The sequence below is a fragment of the Mucilaginibacter sp. P4_E8 genome (genome assembly GCF_056401495.1).
Map to the genome: position 1 here is coordinate 1 of NZ_JBFUJG010000100.1, position 19,589 is coordinate 19,589.

The 19,589-nt window shown below is 42.7% G+C and carries 15 protein-coding genes and 1 pseudogene; 3 read left to right on the forward strand and 13 right to left on the reverse strand.

Going from position 1 to position 19,589, the window contains the following annotated elements; all coding sequences use genetic code 11:
* From AC1DRQ_RS23460 to AC1DRQ_RS23505, 10 genes and pseudogenes are all read right to left on the reverse strand, one after another.
* Positions 1-219, reverse strand: a pseudogene (locus AC1DRQ_RS23460) (hypothetical protein); the annotation flags it as partial.
* Positions 220-334: 115 nt separating this feature from the next.
* Complete coding sequence (locus AC1DRQ_RS23465) at positions 335-1,978, reverse strand: DUF5060 domain-containing protein (protein ID WP_477427355.1); 1,644 nt, start codon at positions 1,976-1,978, stop codon at positions 335-337.
* A gap of 9 nt (positions 1,979-1,987) precedes the next feature.
* Complete coding sequence (locus AC1DRQ_RS23470) at positions 1,988-3,478, reverse strand: FGGY family carbohydrate kinase (protein WP_477427357.1); 1,491 nt, start codon at positions 3,476-3,478, stop codon at positions 1,988-1,990.
* A complete protein-coding gene (locus AC1DRQ_RS23475) occupies positions 3,471-4,445 on the reverse strand; it encodes an ABC transporter permease (protein ID WP_477427359.1) in 975 nt (324 codons plus the stop codon). The genes AC1DRQ_RS23470 and AC1DRQ_RS23475 overlap by 8 nt, the downstream gene beginning before the upstream one ends.
* Positions 4,446-4,456: 11 nt before the next feature.
* On the reverse strand, positions 4,457-5,962 hold the full coding sequence (locus AC1DRQ_RS23480; protein WP_477427361.1) for a sugar ABC transporter ATP-binding protein: 1,506 nt from the start codon (positions 5,960-5,962) through the stop codon (positions 4,457-4,459).
* Complete coding sequence (locus AC1DRQ_RS23485; protein WP_477427363.1) at positions 5,962-6,585, reverse strand: DUF2291 domain-containing protein; 624 nt, start codon at positions 6,583-6,585, stop codon at positions 5,962-5,964. The genes AC1DRQ_RS23480 and AC1DRQ_RS23485 overlap by 1 nt, the downstream gene beginning before the upstream one ends.
* 2 nt (positions 6,586-6,587) lie before the next feature.
* Positions 6,588-7,526, reverse strand: a complete 939-nt coding sequence (locus tag AC1DRQ_RS23490) for a substrate-binding domain-containing protein (RefSeq protein ID WP_477427365.1) — start codon at positions 7,524-7,526, stop codon at positions 6,588-6,590.
* Between the two features lie 29 nt (positions 7,527-7,555).
* Complete coding sequence (locus AC1DRQ_RS23495) at positions 7,556-8,527, reverse strand: transketolase family protein (RefSeq protein ID WP_477427367.1); 972 nt, start codon at positions 8,525-8,527, stop codon at positions 7,556-7,558.
* 7 nt (positions 8,528-8,534) lie between these two features.
* On the reverse strand, positions 8,535-9,365 hold the full coding sequence (locus AC1DRQ_RS23500) for a transketolase (RefSeq protein WP_477427369.1): 831 nt from the start codon (positions 9,363-9,365) through the stop codon (positions 8,535-8,537).
* 2 nt (positions 9,366-9,367) lie between these two features.
* Positions 9,368-10,777 carry an L-fucose/L-arabinose isomerase family protein gene (locus tag AC1DRQ_RS23505; RefSeq protein WP_477427371.1) on the reverse strand — a complete coding sequence of 470 codons (1,410 nt, stop codon included), beginning with the start codon at positions 10,775-10,777 and terminating at the stop codon, positions 9,368-9,370.
* 375 nt (positions 10,778-11,152) lie between these two features.
* Here AC1DRQ_RS23505 and AC1DRQ_RS23510 point away from each other — a divergent pair, with 375 nt between their 5' ends.
* The gene (locus AC1DRQ_RS23510) at positions 11,153-11,917 is read left to right on the forward strand and encodes a DeoR/GlpR family DNA-binding transcription regulator (RefSeq protein WP_429393914.1); all 765 of its coding nucleotides are present in this window, start codon (positions 11,153-11,155) and stop codon (positions 11,915-11,917) included.
* A 108-nt stretch (positions 11,918-12,025) separates the two neighbouring features.
* Here AC1DRQ_RS23510 and AC1DRQ_RS23515 read toward each other — a convergent pair whose 3' ends face one another.
* Positions 12,026-12,292, reverse strand: coding sequence for a DUF4342 domain-containing protein (locus AC1DRQ_RS23515; protein ID WP_429393917.1), 267 nt, complete (start codon positions 12,290-12,292; stop codon positions 12,026-12,028).
* A gap of 342 nt (positions 12,293-12,634) precedes the next feature.
* Here AC1DRQ_RS23515 and AC1DRQ_RS23520 point away from each other — a divergent pair, with 342 nt between their 5' ends.
* Entirely contained in the window at positions 12,635-15,397 is a 2,763-nt protein-coding gene (locus AC1DRQ_RS23520; RefSeq protein WP_477427373.1) for a glycoside hydrolase family 2 protein, read from the forward strand.
* 41 nt (positions 15,398-15,438) lie between these two features.
* Complete coding sequence (locus AC1DRQ_RS23525) at positions 15,439-16,671, forward strand: PQQ-dependent sugar dehydrogenase (RefSeq protein WP_477427375.1); 1,233 nt, start codon at positions 15,439-15,441, stop codon at positions 16,669-16,671.
* A 72-nt stretch (positions 16,672-16,743) separates the two neighbouring features.
* Here AC1DRQ_RS23525 and AC1DRQ_RS23530 read toward each other — a convergent pair whose 3' ends face one another.
* Positions 16,744-18,588 (reverse strand): glycoside hydrolase family 35 protein, encoded by a 1,845-nt coding sequence (locus AC1DRQ_RS23530; RefSeq protein ID WP_477427377.1) that lies wholly within the window; start codon positions 18,586-18,588, stop codon positions 16,744-16,746.
* A gap of 48 nt (positions 18,589-18,636) precedes the next feature.
* On the reverse strand, positions 18,637-19,589 hold a 953-nt coding region (locus AC1DRQ_RS23535; protein WP_477427379.1), incomplete at its 5' end, for a DUF4982 domain-containing protein.

The following is a 19,589-nucleotide window of genomic DNA, read 5'->3' on the forward strand; positions in this document are numbered from 1 at the left end:
TATATTCTGAATGTTGAGTAACCGGATACGGTTGCGCCAGAGTGTGATCATTACGTCGCCTGCTATTTCTTCGGCCAGCTCATTTGACTTTATGATAGATGCCGCGAAACGTTTTAACGGGCCAAAAAGCGTATTAAATAACTGCTTGTATGCCTGCTCATTATTGTGCAGCGCAATATCATGTACAATGATTGATAAATCAGTGTTTGACTTATACATAGCCAGTTTTTTTAATTACGGTTATTTAATGTGTGTTATATATGTTTTGTGATAGCGATATTGTATTGTTTATCTTCTGTTATTTTATTGATTGAGTTTGCTTGTTATTTATGCATTACTTTATTTGTGTAATGCGCAGGGCCATGTACGCATTACCAGACAGGCTAACTTTTTTATCATGTATATCGTAAATCCGGTATTCGTTGGGAGCCGCGGTTTCAAAAACATCACTAAGCGAGGTGATGGTCATGTTCCAGGTATCAATAATATCTACCTTAAATTTGGTACCGGCCGGAGGTCCATTCTTTTTAGGCAGGCTAAACCGCCATTCTTTTTGCTCCTGTTTGCCGAAATAGATTAAATAGTAAGTACTGTCTGTTTGTGCTGTCTGGTTATCTTTCCACGGATCAGCCAGTTTTAGCGGACCAGGGCCCTGCTCCATAATGTTTCTTAAAAAGGCTATGCGAGCCGGACTTTCGCCTTTAAATACACCACCCTTTGCCCAAAAAATGGTATCGCCTTTAGTTTTTATGGTTTCGCCATGGGTAACGTAGGTGCCTGCAATAATGCCCTGCCATACGGCTTCGGTCATTTGTTGCCCGGTTAAATTACCCCACCTTAAAGGCAGGTTACCCTCATAACATACTTCATCATAAATTACCGGCTTAAAGTAAACGTCACGCAATAGCACCGCCCGCCCAAAATCTTCAACCGGCGAGCCATTCTGGATGCTTACATGGGTGAAATAGGATTTCCAGTTATCATAATAAACGCTGCCGTTGTGTATGGAGCATAAGTGACGATAGGGGTCATTAGTCACCACAGCGGCTGAATAAGCATCCCATGCATCGCGGGGTTTGCTCCTGATATAATCAAACTCATTGGCCATTGACCACCACACATTACGAAAAGATGCTAACCTTGCAATTAGGTATTTGATGTAAAAAAGGTCATTAGCTTTTCCCATGCTATCAAAGCCCCAATGTCCTTTATCATAAGGATGAAAAATGATTACATCGGCCTGTATCCCTAAAGCGTTCAGATCATCAATCCTTTTTTCGAGGTGCTTGAAAAATGCCGGATTGAACTTTTTAAAGTCCCATATAAATTTCACCCTGCCATCATTGCCTTTTGATGAGGATATTCTTTGGTAAGGATAAAACTCCGGCTCGTTGGTTACATAGTTGTAATACTTCGGAAAAACGCACATCCTCACTTTGTTGAAAGGCGCGTTTTTTAAACTTTTCAGGGTAAGTTGTTCCAGATCTTTACCCTGGTGTGTCCATGCGTAAGCGGTGGTTCCGAAGGGATAGAACACTTTGCCATCATCGTACTTAAAATTGTACGTGTTCCATACCTTCACCATGCCATGGTTACTGCCGGTAGCCGGTACACATTGAAATAAACCTTGCTTGTTTTTTAATGAAGCCGAATTGCTAATGGTAACATAATTCCATACCCCGGATTTTGCAGGCATGAACCTGATCTTGTACACACCATTTCCGTCATAAAAACCATTTACAGTTACCTTATCCGCACCTTTGGAAAACGTTGCCTTTAATGTAACATCGGTATAAGGGTTGCCGGTAGCCGGACCTTTTAGTGTTATTTCGTAACGCCCCCAGCGCCCAATTTTGGGAATATCTGCCGCACGGCAATTCATTAAGCATAATAAACCAACTAAAAAATGAGCGGCAATAGAAATGCATCTTTGCATGTAGCTTGTCTTTTTACCGGTGGTGTTAATGCTCAATTTCATGCTTATTAATTATTGACCCTTTTTCATGTGCGATTGCCATTCCTCATAATATTGCTGCATGTTGTTTTCCGCATGTGTCTGCCTAAAGCTCATGGGTGCATTTTTCAGGTTGTTAATATCGTCCAGGCTTTTAAATATACCGCCCTTTAAACCGGCTAAGTAAGCCGCGCCCAATGCTGAAACATCTGGCATATCCTGTTTAACAAGCTCACATTTCAACACATCGGCTATTAGCTGCAAAACAAAGTGATTGGCTGTTATGCCACCGTTAACCATTAGCTTTACCAATGCTATCCCGGTGTCGGTTTCCATCGCGGTAATAACATCCTTGATCTGGAAAGGGATAGACTCAAGAGCGGCCCTTACAATATGATTTTTATTACAATCAAAGGTTAGCCCTATGATTTCTGCTTTTCGGTTCATATCCCAATGCGGAGCTCCCAAACCGCTAAATGCGGGGATGAGGTAAACGCCATTATTATCAGGCACGCTGGCAGCCATCAGTTCCGTCTGGCTGCTTTCGGTAAACAGGCCAAGTTCATTTTTCAACCATTCAATAGTTGCTCCGCATGATACGATAACACCTTCCAAAGCATAATCAACACGTTCTTCGGTGCTCCAGCAAATGGTAGTAACCATGCCATTGGCCGAACTGGTAGCCTTGTCACCAATATTCATCAGGATAGAACAGCCTGTACCCAGTGTAGCCTTCGCCGTTCCGGATTCAAAACAACCCTCCCCGAAAGCGGCTGCATGCGAATCGCCTATCATGGCTGTTATGTTTAGGGGTGTATTAAACAAACCCCCAAAATCTGATATGCCGTAAAATGATGATGAGGGTTTAATCTGTGGTAAATTCAATCCCGACAGCCCAAACTCATTTAAGATTTCATCATCCCAACTCAGTGTTTTAAGGTTGAAAAATAAAGTGCGAGACGCGTTGGTATGATCGGTACTGTAAACCTTGCCGTTGGTTAGTTTATAAAGCAGCCACGTATCAACCGTGCCAAAATAAGCTTCGCCATTATCAATGGCTTGCTTAACCCCGGCATTGTTTTGGTATAGCCATATCAGTTTAGTGCCCGAAAAGTATGGATCGATGATAAGCCCGGTTCTTTCTTTTATCAATTGTTCTAAACCTTGTTCCTTGAGCTCATCGCAAACAGCTACCGAGCGTTTGCATTGCCAAACAACCGCGTTGTACAGCGGCTTGCCGGTCTTGTCCCAAACTATAAAGGTTTCGCGTTGATTTGATATGCCGCAACAACGGATATCAGCTAAATTGCCTCCTGCCGATGTAAACGTGTCACGACAGTTTTTTACCGCATCGAGTACATTTTGATAAATAGCCCCAGGTACCTGTTCAACAAAACCGCCTGGTAAATAATGCGTTTTAAGAGGCTCGGAAGCTTTGGCTACAACTTTACCATGATGATCAAAAATGATGCATTTGGTACTGCTGGTACCCTGGTCAACCGCGAGTATGTAATTGTTAATCATTCTTTGAATTGGCTTTATCAATAATTACCGCTAAAAGTATAACTCCCCCCTTAACAACCTGCTGCCAAAAGGGTGATACATTAAGTAATACCAGTCCGTTGTTCAGTACGCCAATAATAATGGCGCCCAGCACAGTACCCATAATAGTTCCACGACCACCAGATAAGGAAGTGCCGCCAATAACCACGGCAGCAATAGAATCGAGCTCGTAACTAATACCGGCGTTTGGCTGTGCCGAATCTAACCGGGAGGTTACCATGATACCTCCTACCGCGGCCAGTATCCCGGCTATGGAATAAACAATAAGCTTTACTTTGTTGATGTTGATACCCGAAAGCTTTGACGCGTGTTCGTTTCCTCCAATGGCATAAATGTACCTGCCCAAGGCAGTTTTCTGGGTGATAACAACAGCTGATACAATAACTGCCGCCGAGATCCATACGGGCAGCGGAATACCTAAAAACCAGCCGGTACCTATATATGCAAAACTATCACCAAGGTTAGATATAGGGAAGCCTTTGGTCCACAGGAGCGTTAGGCCCCGGGCAATGGTGAGCATGGCCAGCGTAGCTACAAATGGTGGCACTTTAAAGCGGGTAACTGTCCAACCGTTAAATAAACCCAGCAGTGCGCCCACCACTAAACCCACCAGTATAGCTCCTAACAGCGTAAAGCCGATGTATAAATTATTAGCGGGCAGTTCAATGCCAAATTTTAATAGCCCGGCAGTAATTGCACCGCAAAATGCCAGCACCGACCCTACCGAAAGATCAATGCCCGATGTCAGCACCACCAGCGTCATCCCAACGGAGATGCAGATGTTAACCGAGATCTGCCGCATCACGTTCCAGACATTATCAACGGTTAAAAACTTGTCAGACATGAGGCTGATGCCTATACAAAGCAGTATCAGCGCTATGAGTGATTGAAATTTAGCCAGTTGCGTACGGTGTTGTGTTAAAATCATTAGTTAGCTTTTTAATTTATATCAGCTATCGCTGCTTTAAGTATGTTGTCTTCGGTTGCGTCGCCTGAGTTAAACGTAGCGGTTATGGCGCCATCGGCCATTACCAGTATCCTGTCGGCTACCGCCATGATCTCAGGTAGTTCAGACGATACCATGATGATGCCCAACCCAGATGCGGCCAGTTCTGCAATCAACTTATAGATCTCATTTTTGGCATTAATATCTATCCCTCGGGTTGGCTCGTCAAGCATCAGTACTTTGGGCTGTGTGGCCAGGCATTTGGCAATAACAATTTTTTGCTGATTGCCACCGCTTAAATTTTTAACCGTTTGCTTTTCAGATGGCGTTTTAATTTTTAATGCTTTTATGTACTTGTGAGCCAGTTCCAGCTCGGCTTTGTTGTTGATGAGCCCCACACTTTGCATTTTATCAAGCGAACTCAGGCTGATATTGGTTTTTACATCCAAACCTAAAACCAAGCCATCCTTTTTACGGTCCTCGGGTACCAGCGCCATACCGGCCTTGATAGCCTCAGCCGCAGATTTGTATTTAACAGGTTGATTATTGAGCGTGATAGCCGCTTTGGTAAGTTCCGGGTGCATACCTAACAGTGCCTCCATTAGCTCGGTACGCCCTGCGCCCATTAAGCCAAATATGCCCAGGATCTCGCCGCTGTAAAGTTCAAAGCAAATGTTTTTTAACAGTTGTTTTTGCTCGTTACCGGGTTTGTTAAGGCAAAGACCGTCAACTTTTAGCAGTACGTTTTTGGCAATGACCGCATTGCTGTTGCGCACAACATCAACCTCCCGGCCAACCATTTTATGGATAAGCATATCATGCGTTATATCTTTCATTTCGCCGCTTTCAATGGTTTTTCCATCGCGCAAAACGGTGTAATGATCAGCTATTTTAAACAGTTCGTTCAGCTTATGCGAAATATAAACAATGGCTTTACCCTGGCTTTTTAAGTTGGTAATATTCTCAAACAGCACCTCCACTTCGCTTTCACTAATGGCGGAGGTTGGTTCATCCATAATGATCACTTCGGCATCATAAAGCAGTGCTTTGGCAATTTCAACCACCTGCTGCTGGCCCACTTTCAAATCGGCAATTATACAGTCGGCGTTTACTGATAGCTTAAGCCTTTGCAACAGTTCTGCGGTTCGCAGGCGCATGGCTTTTTTATCAAGCATACCCCAGCTATTGGTTAGCTCCCGGCCTAAAAATAAGTTTTCGGTTATGGTAAGATGAGGCACCAGGTTAAGTTCCTGGTGAATAATGGCGATACCGGCATGTTGAGCCTCACGGGTGTTTTTAAAACGTACAGTGTTTCCCTTAAAAATAATATTGCCCTCGTAATCATCATACACACCCGAAAGTATTTTCATCAATGTTGATTTACCCGCGCCATTTTCGCCAATAATAGCTGTTACTTTTCCGGCGGCAAGCGTCAGGTTCACATTTTCAAGCGCGGTTACACCCGAAAATCTTTTGCATATATTTTCTGCTGCTAACACTAATTGGCTGTTTTTAATGATACCGGTATAATTTCAATCTTATTTAGGTTTATGTGTTCCTGGTTAAGCTCAAATGCCCCGGCAAAAGTTACCGTACTGCCTTTTTTAACTTTGCTTTTAAAGGACGGGACTATCTCATTTCTTACAATTTTATTTACCTCCGCCGATACATTGTTCAGATCCATAGTGTTGGTAAAATCATTAATGTTGATAATACCCGGCGCATCGCGCAAAGCATTCCCAAAAATGTATTCGGTGGCTATTTTAATGGTTTGTTTATTGGGGGTAAGCAGGCAAACCTCATTTTCATCAACGGAGGTAACCGTGCCTTGCCCCGAGGTCATAAAAAAACGGATATTACCGATATCCAAAGCGTGTGAGTATAGTTTGAAAGCGCTGTCGGGTTTGCTTTTCAATTGGATTAACAATTGATCAATTTCCGGAGCTTTGCCAACCGACGGCAGAAGCTGCTTATCCACATAGCTGCGGGCATAGGCAGTCGCGTTAAATTGTTTTACCGCAGATGCCTTAACTTCGTTCAGCTTTTTAAAGTAAACGGAGTTCCAGGCCAGGAAAACAACCACAATAATAGCCACAAGATATTTAACTGCTTTTTTTGCCATGGCTAATCTTTTTTTCCGTAAGCTATATAGTCGTTTATATTGTCGCTGGTAACCAGTTCAACAGCAACGGGAATTTTTTTAGGAAAATCGCGCCTGCCTTTAAAATATTCATCGGCATAGTTTGCGGCGGTTTGTGCCATCACTTTAGGGAACTGCATGCCCGTAGCCGAAATTTTATTTTCCTTAATGGCTTGTACCACATCCTCGGCACCATCAAAACCAAACACCTTAACACGGTTTGCCTTACCCGCCGCAACCAATGCCTGGTAAGCGCCCATGGCCATAGCATCATTACCACAAAAAACTGCATCAATATCGGGGTGTGCCTGTAGTATGGATTCCATTACTTCCATGGCTTTATTGCGGTCAAAATCGGCGCTTTGCTGGGCAACCATTTTTAAACCGGGATAGTAATCAACCAGACTATGGAACCCTTTGGAACGGCTCCAGGTATTGTTGTCGGCTACTAAGCCTAACAATTCAACATAATTGCCTTTTTTATGCATGGTTTGCACAAAATATTTACCGAGAGATACACTGCCCGAGTAACTGTCTGATAAGATTTGTGAGGTAGCGCCATCGGCAGTATTCACTTCCCTATCCATACAAAATACGGGTACACCTGCTTTTTTGGCCTTCAATACATTTACCACAGAGCCATTAGCATCGGTAGGATTAAACAAAATAGCGCTATAGCCTGAGGCGATGGCATTTTCAAAATGGTCGGTCTCCAACGCGGTATTGTTCTGTGAATCGAATATTTTAGATTCATAGCCCAGCGTTTTTGCTTGCGCGGCCGCCGTTTGCGCCAAAAAAACAAACCAGGGATTGTTTAATGTTGACACAATAATGGCCATCTTTTTTTGCCTTGCCGAATCGGACCGGTTTTTACAACCGGCAAAAACCAAAACCAACAACAGCAATACTTTAAGGTATCTCATAATTTAGGTTGTTATAGTAATAGGTTATTTCATTGTTTTACAAGCATTTTTGTTACGGCCAGCGCAATCCCATCTGCCGACAAGCCGTAGTGATTAAATATTTCTGTTTGCGAACCTGTAACCGTGTATTCGTCAGGTATGCCCATTATTTTAAATGGTTTATTATAGCCGTTAGCTAATAATAATGAAGCGCAGGCCTCTCCTAAACCACCGTAAATGCTGTGCTCTTCTACCGTGATGATGGCCCCGGTTTTTTCTGCAAGCTGTAATACCAATTGAGCATCAAGCGGTTTAACAGTGTGCATGCTTACCACGGTAGCTTTGATGCCCTGCTCCTGTTCCAGTTTTTCGGCAGCCTGCAAAGCGGGGTAAACTGTTTCACCTGTGGCGATAATGGTAAGGTCATTACCTTCCTTAATCACACGCCCTTTGCCAAATTCAAAACCAATGCTTTCATCCTCGGTTAGTGTAGCCATGGCCTTTTTACCAAAACGTAAATACAGCGGCTGATTAAGTAGTACTGCTTGTTTGACTGCTTCGCGGGTTTCAAAATTATCAGCGGGTGCCGCGATGATCAGGTTATTGATGGTGCGCAGTACTGCGAAATCATGCAAGCTATGGTGGGTTGAACCCAGCGCGCCATAACTAACCCCTGCGCTTATGCCAATAAGCCTTACCGGATTATTGGAGTAGGCCACATCATTTTTAATTTGTTCCAGGGCTCTTGCGGTTAAAAAGCAAGCCGGCGAAACGGCAAATGCCTTTTTACCCGCCGAAGCCAGTCCCGCGGCTACGCCAACCAGGTTTTGTTCGGCAATACCTATCTCTACAATTTGGTCAGGAAGATCGATGCCGAATTTAACCAGCTTACCAGAGCCTCTTGAATCGCTGGTAACGGCCACAATGCTCTTGTCATGAGTGGCCAGGTCCTGCAAAGTAGCCGAAAATATATCCTGGTTAGGTTTGCCGTTTATCGTAGTATTTTCAATTACTGCTCCCATGATCTGTTTAATTTACACCGGTCATTATTCCATCCAGCTCCGCAATAGCGGTTTCATATTGCTCTTTATCGGGTACGCCATGATGCCATTTTACACTGTTCTCCATAAAACTTACCCCCTTGCCTTTTATAGTATGTGCTATAATAAGACTGGGCTTCCCTTTTTCAAAAGGCAACTCAGCAAAGGCTTCCTTAAGCGCTTTAATATCATGTCCGTCAACCTCCTTTACCGCCCAGCCAAAGCTTTCAAATTTGGAATTAATGGGGTAGGTATTACAAACATCAGCGTTGGCGCCGGTGATCTGCAACTTGTTATTATCTATAATGGCGCAAAGATTATCCAACTTATAATGCGCGGCGGTGAGGGCCGCTTCCCAATTGGAGCCTTCGGGCAGTTCGCCATCGCCTAAAAGCGTAAAAACATGATAATCTTTATCATCCATTTTGGCGGCAAGGGCGGTTCCTACACTGATAGGAAGCCCATGACCTAAAGCACCTGTATTTTGTTCAACGCCATGCACTTTACGCGTAGGGTGACCTATATAATGTGATTTATACTGGCATAGGGTATTTAGATCATCTTCAGGGAAAAAGCCTTTATCAGCAAGTACTACATATAATGCTTCTACACAATGGCCCTTGCTTTGGATATACCTGTCCCTATCTGGCGATGTAAAATTTTCTGGCGATACATTTAAAACGCTGTTGTATAAAACGTTTAATATATCAACACACGAAAGGCTTCCCCCGGTATGGCCGGCTTTGGCCCCAACAATATATTTGAGGATCTTTTTGCGATACTTGACAGACTTCGCGATCAATTCCTTTTCAGTCATCATATTTATCCGTGTTGATAGATTTCCCAACCCATATAATTACCCAGCGCCTCTTTCAGTATACCTGCTGTTTTTGAAGCATTCATGACCACGTGATGCTCAAAGCCATTACGGCAAACATATTGCATCAGTCCCTGTAGATCGGGAATCTGAGCAACGGCCCGGTTTCCAAAAGTATTCAGCGCGTCATCCGTTAAATTACCCTCGCCAAAATAGGCTTTGATAACTCCTTTGGGGTCATCAGTACTGATGCGTCCATACGTTAAAGGAGATGCCGGTGTACGACCGGATAATGCACCATAAGTATTTTCTACCCCAACGGTTGTACCCAAAATAGGCGCGTTGCTGATCTCGATATCGGGTAAAAATGATTTGGCCCAATTGCCGCAATGGAACAGTACACATTTGTTTTCATCATCTGCATAGTTGTTATTCCAATCAACCAGGGCGCTTGGCGAACCTGACGCCAGCTGCATAGCATACATGGTGAGCGTGCCGGTTACATCAACCTCACAGGCACTTGGCAGCATATTTTCGCTCATGATGCTCATGCTGGTGCAAACGTTGCAGCCATAGTTTTTTTGCAGCGAGGTCCAGCATTGTATAGCAGTAGCGTCAAGTGAGTTTTCCTGCATAAAATGATTAAGCACCACATCAAGTTTGGCAATTTGTATCAACGCTTCGTCGGGTGTTTTACCCTTAGGCGCATATGCCAAAACTTTATCTAAGTGCGCTTTTACTTCGGCATCGTCTTTGGTTAATTTATTGGCGTTGCCCAGGATCTCTGAAAGATCAACCGTAGTTACCGATATGCCATTGCGCTGCAAGATCTTCTCGCTGTAACGAACCGTGTTAAAACCACCCGGACGGGCACCTACCGCGCCTATACGAACTTTGCGCAGGCCTTTTACCACGCGACACACCGCCACAAAATTCAACAGGTCTTCACTGAATTGCGGGCTCGAAGGATGCACTACATGACTATTGGTAAGCGTGTATTTAATACCGTACTGGTAAAAATTATTGCAAACCGATATTTTGCCGCACCAGGAATCGCGGCGACGGGCAACATCCAGCTTGTTGAGTTCATCGGGATAGGCTTGTACCAGCACAGGCACCGTAAGGCCTGAGAGTTTAATGGTTTCGGCTACACCTCGTTCGTCGCCAAAATTGGGCAGAAATACGATGATGCCGCTGATGTCATCCTGATGCTTTCTAAACAAATCGGCACACCGTTGCGCATCCCTGAAGGTTTCGACACCGCCAAGCTTGGATTCTTGCTCATCCAGCATAATGGGTGTAATGTTAAGCTTATCAAACAGGGCTATAATATCGGTACGGGCCTCCGAAACTAAACGATCCGGAAAAAAATCACGGTTACCGATAATTACACCCAGGGTTGTTTTATTATTCATTTTTTGTTTTTTTATAATATAGTTCGGTAACTATAAAAAGCATGGTTACCAACAAGCAACTTATTATACTTTATAATTGGTTCAATCAGGAAAAACGGCACAATACGCATTCCCAACTTTGGAAAGCCAAAATAGAAAATAAAAAAAGAAAAAACAAACAAAACAAAGATTATATACTATACTTTATTATCATATTACTATACTATGTTTTCGTTTTATAGATTAAACTTTTGATTTTTTACTCAATAAATCACCTTTTTCATAATTCATCTACTTTTTGAAATTACCAACTGATTAATTTGTGCTTTATTTCGATTTATTTGTTTTGCTTTTCATTGGTTCAATTATATATCTTTGAAAAATCAAAGAATAAAAATGCTTGCAAATCAACGAAGGGATAAAATCCTGGATCTTTTAAAAGAGGATGGCTCGGCCAAGGTTACAGACCTTGCAAAAATCTTTAAGGTTACTGAGGTAACCGTTAGGCAGGATTTAGAAAAACTGGAGAAAGATGGCTTGCTGATCCGGGAGCACGGGGGCGCTTTTTTAAAAAATATTAAAGATCAGGTAAGCTCATTTTCAGTAGCTAACCATGAGAATTTAGATAAAAAAGAGCTCATTGCTACTAAATGCATGGAATTTATTGAAAACGGAGATACCATAATACTTGATTCCGGTTCAACCACTACGGAGATAGCTAAAAAGTTAAAAGGTAACCGGCATGTAACTGTTATTACCAATGCGTTGAATATTGCTTTGATGTTAGGGGCAGAACCTGATATTGAGGTTATTATGACCGGCGGGGAATTTAAACCCCCTACCTTATCCTTAACCGGCCAAAAAGCGGCCGATTTTTTTAAGGGGATTAATGTTCAAAAATTATTCCTGGCAACTGCGGGTCTCTCTTTAAAGGCTGGTTTAACCTATCCCAGTATTAGCGATCTGGTTGTAAAAAAAGCGATGATTGATGCAGCAGAAACTACCTATTTGGTAGCCGACTCTACAAAATTTGGTAAAAGCGCATTCGCCAGCTTAGGAGCTTTGTCTCTCATCAATTATATTATAACCGACGGCGGCGTTGAGGAAAAAGATAAAGAAGTTTTTAGAGCTCATGAAATAGAACTAATAATAGCAGATTAGTAACGTTTGCCATAATTATCACCCAACAGTGATTATGTTAGCTAAAACAAACGCATACCAATAGTGACTAACTAAAAATCGATATCCCAACACGCCACGCATGTAGGATTATTTTAACGGATGGTCGTCCTCCACTTTAGGTTCCCGCTCAACGGTAATACTACATTCTCCTACAAATGCCGCGAATGCGCCAACCGCCGCGAAAACAGGTGCAAACACCGCCGCAACCACACCAATAGTCAATGGAAAAGTTATCAACTCCTTACCAGTTTTATCATTTACTGTAATACGGGTTACATTTCCTTCCGCTATTAATTCCTTTACTTTTTTCAACAGGTTTTCGCCATGCAGGCTAAAAGTTTCTTTTGTTGTCATGATTACTGTTATTTATTTAAATAGAGAAACAAAGCAAGCCTTAAGCTTGATTATAAGCAATTTAGTTATTTAGACAACTTTTCAAGTATTTAGTTACGAAGCTTTTTGCTTCATAAACAATTTGCTTTGAATAAACCAACAGCTAACGCTTACAGAGGCGTAGAATAAGCTTGAAAAGACCAAACGTGCAATAAGAACCACTAAAATAAAAATGAAAAAACAGAGCAAGAACCCGTCTTGTTCATCACGCAGAAAAGTTATCTTCACAAAAAAATTAACCGAGTTGCCAGCTACCCCAGCAACTTGAAAAACCTATGTTACTGATTTGTCTGATAAATAATCATGAAAAAAAAACTTTTGCTGTTATTGTTCACGGTGATCTGTTTCCATGCGTTTTCGCAGGAAACCATTGTTAAATATCTGTCAGGAACAGATAAGGATCATACCATACCATGGGATTTTTATTGTACCGGTGGAAGAAACAGCGGCAAATGGACAAAAATCGCGGTACCCTCCAACTGGGAATTGCAAGGCTTTGGCAGCTATAATTATGGCCATGATAAAGTAAAAACCAACGAACAGGGGCTTTACAAGCATGAGTTTTTTGCCGAAAGATGGCAGAACAAAAAAGTATTTATAGTTTTTGAGGGATCAATGACGGATACTAAAGTAATGATTAATGGTAAGCAGGCCGGGCCGCTACACCAGGGAAGCTTTTATCGTTTTAAATATGATATAACCAATCTGCTTAAACCCAATGACAAAAACTTACTGGAAGTAACTGTTGATAAAACATCAGCAAATGCATCTGTGAATGATGCTGAACGTAAAAACAGTGATTTTTGGGTATTCGGTGGCATTTTTCGTCCGGTTTACCTGGAAGTTGTTCCCGCAACTTTTATTGACAGGATGGCGGTAAATGCAAAAGCCGACGGATCTTTCCAACTGGACGTATATCCGCAAAATTTAAAGGGCGACGAAACAATTGAAGCACAGGTACAAAAAACAAACGGTGAAAATATAGATAAGCCATTTGCTGTTAAAGCAGACACCACTCAGGAATATCAGGAACTAAAAAACAATTTCAACAGGCCCTTATTGTGGAGTGCGGAATTTCCTAACTTATACCAGGTTATTGTCACTATAAAAAACAAGCAGGGCATTATTCATAGCGTTAAGCAAAAATTTGGATTCCGTACGGTTGAGCTGCGAACTAATGACGGATTTTATGTAAACGGAGCCAAAATAATAATGAAAGGCAGTGACCGCCATAGCTTTTGGCCCGAAACCGGCCGTACCCTAAGCCGCAATATTCACTTAATGGATGTGAGGCTGATGAAACAAATGAATATGAACGCGGTGCGCATGTCGCACTACCCTCCTGATCGTGATTTCCTTGATGTCTGTGATTCCTTAGGTTTATATGTACTGGATGAACTAACCGGCTGGCAAGCTAAATATGATACCATAGTTGGTCATAAACTGGTTAAGGAACTGGTGGTACGTGATGTAAATCATCCATCCATTGTTTTTTGGGACAACGGTAACGAAGGGGGCTGGAACAGGGGTTTAGATAATGATTATGCCTTATATGACCCACAAAAGCGCACAGTGATACATCCATGGGAAAAATTCAATGGTACGGATACTAAACATTATCCTGATTATAATTACATGGTTAAAGCAGCAGCTATCGGACAGGAGGTGTTTTTCCCAACAGAATTTATGCACGGGCTATACGATGGCGGAGCCGGAGCAGCTCTTGACGATTTTTGGGACCAGATGATGAAGCATCCGCACGGGGCGGGTGGCTTTATATGGGCATTTTTAGACGAAGCCATTATCCGCACAGATAAAAATGGGATATATGACGCTGATGGTAACCATGCGCCCGATGGCATTGTGGGCCCGCATCGTGAAAAGGAAGCCAGTTTTTATACTATAAAAGAGATCTGGTCGCCTGTTTATATTAACCCACAGCCAATCGATCAAAACTTTACCGGCAAAATTCCTGTAGAAAACAGGTATGCTTTTACCAACTTTAGTCAATGTACATTTAAGTGGAAACTGGTTAAATTTCCATCGGCACATGATAAAACTACAGCACCTATTGTAAAAGCAACAGGCTCGCCTGCAGCGATTGATCTTAAACCTGGTGAAAAAGGTATGCTCAACTTAGCCTTACCCCTGCTATGGTCAAAAAACGACGCGCTGTATCTTACAGCTTACAGCCCGGATAAGAAAGAAATTTTTACCTGGAGCTGGGCTATCAGTACTCCGGCAGTTATCGCGAAAAGAGTTATTTCGTCGCCAGCTAAATCCGCAATAAAAACAGAAGAAACAGCGCAGTCGCTCATCATAAAATGCGAGGGCATAGGTTACTATTTTGATAAAGCCACGGGGTATATCCAAAAAGTAGTTAAACCCTCCGGCACCATTTCGTTATCGGGAGGGCCTGTTTTGGCTGGTATTAATACGGAGCGAAAAGCGTTTGACTACAAGTCTTTTCAGGAGCAATACATTGTTAGCGCTACTTATGAGGGAACAGCAGGATCATTACAAGTAAAATGGACATTTAAACCCGGGCAACCTGTAAAACTGGAATATCAATATACCCAACAGGGAGCCGCTGATTTTATGGGGATTACCTTTAATTATCCGGAAGAAAAAATCACCGGCATGAAATGGCTTGGCCGGGGGCCATACCGGGTTTGGAAAAACAGGCTGAAGGGGCAGCAATTTGGAATTTGGCATAAGGCCTACAATAATACCATTACCGGTGAAACCTGGAAGTATCCCGAATTTAAAGGGTACCATGCGGAAGTTAACTGGGTGGTGATTGAAAATAAAGAATCGCCGTTTACTGTTTATACTGCTGATAAAAACACATATCTGCAAATGTTGCATCCGGGAAAGGAGAAGGATGCGCTTGAAAACAATAATGTTGAACCGGCTTTCCCTGAAGGTAACATAGGTTTTTTAAACGCGATTAGCCCTATTGGCACCAAATTTCAGCCTGCAGAAGTAATGGGGCCACAAAGCCAGAAAAACCAGGCTAACGGTAAACAGATCACCGGGACACTATGGTTTGACTTTATTCACTAATTACCCCCAATATTAAACCAATGAATGTCAAAAAAAGCACTATGAAAAAAATATTTCGGGAAAAACTTCCTTCCTTTATTGTCCTGGGCATTACGACGTGCCTGCTCTCCTCCTATGTTTTCCACAAAACCAAATCTATTAATGAAAATGACGAGCTGTCACCTATAACTGTAAAAGTACAACAGGTTGCCGGTAATCTGCAAGCACCTACAGATGTGGCTTTCCCTGGCAATGGAGATGTCTGGATAACCGAGCAAACGGGCAAAATACGAATCATTAAACATGGTAAACTAAGTGATGTTCCCTTGCTTGACCTGCACAGTAAGCTTCCCCAATTAAGCAATAGTTACGACGAGCGGGGTTTATTAGGAATTGCACTGCACCCTCAATTTAAAACCAATAGAAAACTCTATGTATTTTACAGTGCGCCGGCATCTGCCACGAACTTTGATCATCAGGATGTTATCGCCGAGTATAAGTTATCGGCAAGTTCAGACCGGATAGATCCGAATAGCGGCCGGATCATCCTTTCTACAGATAAGCCGGCTGGAAACCATAACGGCGGCTGTATACAATTTGGCCCCGATGGCTATTTATATATTTCATTTGGTGATGGCGGCGGCCAGGGTGATAAACATGGTGAATTTGGTAACGGACAAGCAATGAATACCTGGCTTGGTAAAATATTGCGTATTGATATTAATACAAAAACAGGTTACCTGGTTCCAAAAGACAATCCTTTTGTCGGCAGAAAAAATGCAAAGCCTGAAATATGGGCATATGGTTTCCGTAACCCCTACCGGTTTTCTTTCGACAAAACATCCGGGCAACTATTTGCCGGCGATGTTGGCCAGGACAACTGGGAAGAGGTTGATATTATTAAAAAGGGTGCCAATTACGGTTGGAGATTAACGGAAGGAACACATTGTTATAATCCTGCTACGGGCTGTGATATCAAAGGAATTACCATGCCCATAACAGAGTATAGTCATAAAATAGGCATAAGCGTAATGGGCGGCTATGTTTATAACGGCCAACAAGTACCTGTATTAAAAAGCAAATACCTGTTTGCTGACTGGACGGGGCCGATATTCTATCTGCAAAAAGCAGGTACTAAATGGCAAAGAGGCAGAATTACATTACAAAACATTCCCCAAAACTTAAAAATAACCGCGTTTGGTGAAGATCCGGCAGGCGAAATTTATATACTAACCAGTCCGGATACCGGCCCTGGAAATACAAAGGGAAGTATCTATAAGATTGTAAAAAACTAAAGATGGTACTAAAAAGGCAAATGAAAAATCATTTGCCTTTTTAGTACCATCCAGATATAACGCGGGTAGTTACTATTTGCTAACATCAGATCCATTTAGCTCGTCAAGGATTGGGCTTTTTACAGTTGAGATGCTCTTTTGTTTACCGTCCAGTAATTCAAAAACCRTAATTTTATTAGCGCCCTTTTTCAACCATTCACCCGGAACATACAATGATTGCTGGGGCCCAACCTTCCAGTAACGGCCTAAATTATGGCCGTTTATCCATACAATACCTTTTCCCCATTTCCCCATATCGAGGTAAGTGTCAGCCACGCTATCCAGGATAAATGTTCCCTGCTTGATTACCGGCACTGCCGGGTCATTTATGACAGCCTGTTGAGGCAGATCTGCCACCTTATTAAATGGCAAACCATACATCTTCCAGTTATTCAATTCCCTGCCATCAAGCATTACCATTTCAGTTATCCCTTTTTTGTTTTTAAGCAGATAGGGACCAAAATTAATCCTACCCATATTTTCGACCAATATATCAAGCCTGGCGCTTCCTTTTGGAAGGCTGACCAACAAACTGTCCTGTTTTAACCGCCTATCCAGAGTACCTGCACGTTTACCATTTATAAACACCACCCCAAAGTCACGGAGACCTTTAATTTTAAGGACAGCATCCTTTTTGCCGGATATCGAAGTCCTGTACAGAACAAAGCCATAGGCCTGATTAAGATCCTCAAATGTCAATGGGGTTTTATTAACCCTGGCTTGTGGCAGCATATCAAATAAGCCTGCTGATCGATTAAGCTTAATATCAGCAATAGCCATGGCTGATTTCGCGGCCGGAACTTCAGGTAGAGTTTGCCCCTCAGGCAAATGCTTTTTTATAACCTGCCTAAATTTCTGGTATTTATCTGTAGCATTACCCGCCTCGTCAAGAGGGGCATCGTAATCGTAACTACTTATTTGTGGTTCGTAAGGATCTTTGTCGTTGTAATTCGCACCATTCATAAAACCACGAGTCGTTCCGCCGTGAAACATATACATATTTATGGAAAGGCCGGCAGAGAGTACAGAATCCAATCTGGCTACATAATTTTCTGCAGGCACAGTGTGGTGCTTTGTTCCCCACCAATCAAACCATGCCGGGTACCATTCTGCAATAAAGTAAGGGCCCTTACCATTATGGTTATCTTTGATCAGTTTTTTTACCTTATCCACCTTATCTACGCCGTTAATAGCAGGCAATAATCCGGGTAAATGCCCATCCTTTATCGCAGCTTCAGGATCGCATGTATATAATTGGCCATCAAAACCCGCATCAATAAACATTTTGCGGTTTATGGCCAGGTAATCTTTATCACTGGCGTATGAGCCGTATTCATTTTCAATTTGTACCATCAATATATTACCCCCATGATTTACCTGGAGCGGCGCAAGTTGCTTGCCTACTTCTTTAATATATAGCTCATATTCCTTTAAGTAACTGGCTTCTGTACTACGCACGATAAGGCCTTTCTCCTTTTCCAGCCAATAAGGGTACCCGCCGAATTCCCATTCAGCGCAAACGTAAGGGCTTGGACGTAAGATCACCCAAAGGCCTTCCTCCTGTGCTGTTTTAACAAATGCGGCGATGTCATTATTGCCGGTAAAATCAAAATGACCTTTTTGTGGTTCGTGCACATTCCAGAAAACATAAGTACCAATGGTATTGAGCCCCATGGCTTTGGCCATTTTCATACGTTGCCGCCAGGCCTCACGGGGCACACGGGTATAATGCATTTCACCCGAAATGATCTGTAAGGGCTTACCATCAAGCAGGAATGCGGTATCACCGAGAGCGAAAGAATGTTTAGCAAGCTGGGCTTGCAGCTGAGCAGACGCAAACAGGGTAACAAACAGGAACAATAGTTTTATTAGTTTCATAAATTAAAAATGCAGGTGTTAACTTTTTTATAAGGGATCTGATAGTGATTATTTTACGGTTAATGTTAGGGTTGATGACTTGAGGCTACCGGCGCTGAACTGTACTTTTATGCTCCCCTGCTTACCTGTGGTTTGTATGTAAGCCAACAAACGCCCATGCAATGCCTTCCGTTGGCTGGCCTGATAACTTTCATGACTGCTATTGCTGCCGCTCTCCAATCCTAATAATTTACCCGGACCGGTAATTGATACCGTTACCTCATCATCAGCAGGAAATACGGGGTTTCCATCCTTATCGGTTATAGATACTTCAACCTGGCTTAAACCTTTTGTTTTACTGACAAATACCACATTATCAGCTACAGCTTTAAGCTGGTAAGCCTCGCCGGCTGTTTTTATCGAGTTGGCGCACACTTCAATACCGTTGTTATATCCTTTAACCAAAAGCTCACCTGGCTGGTAATCTACCAACCAGGAAGGTACCTGTCCCCTGGTAGTATCGCGCGATTGTTTTCCAAGGGAACGACCATTCAGAAACAGCTCCGTTTCCTGGCAATTGGTAAAGCAATCTACTTTTATTTTACGGCCTGGCTGCCAGTTCCAAACCGGCTCGGCTGTACGGTGGCTCCAGATGCCTCTATCATCGACCCTGGTCATTTCACGCGCTCCTATATAAACCATGGGTTTGGCAGTCCAAAGGCTTTGTCTGTAAAAATATTCGGGTTTTTTAAATCCGGCCAGATCAATAAGACCTGCTCCATTACTGCGCTGCGGCCATTTGCCGGCCTCACCAAGATAATCGATCCCGGTCCATAGGTATTGGGCCGAAATATATTCGTTGCTGTCAACCGCGTTCCAGGCCTGTCGCTGCATACCGTTTTCACTGCCGTAAATGATACGGTTGGGATATTTTTTATGATCATCAGCATAGCGGTATTCCTGATAATTATAACCTACAACATCCAAAACCTCAGGGTAACCAACCTCGTTCGACATAACAA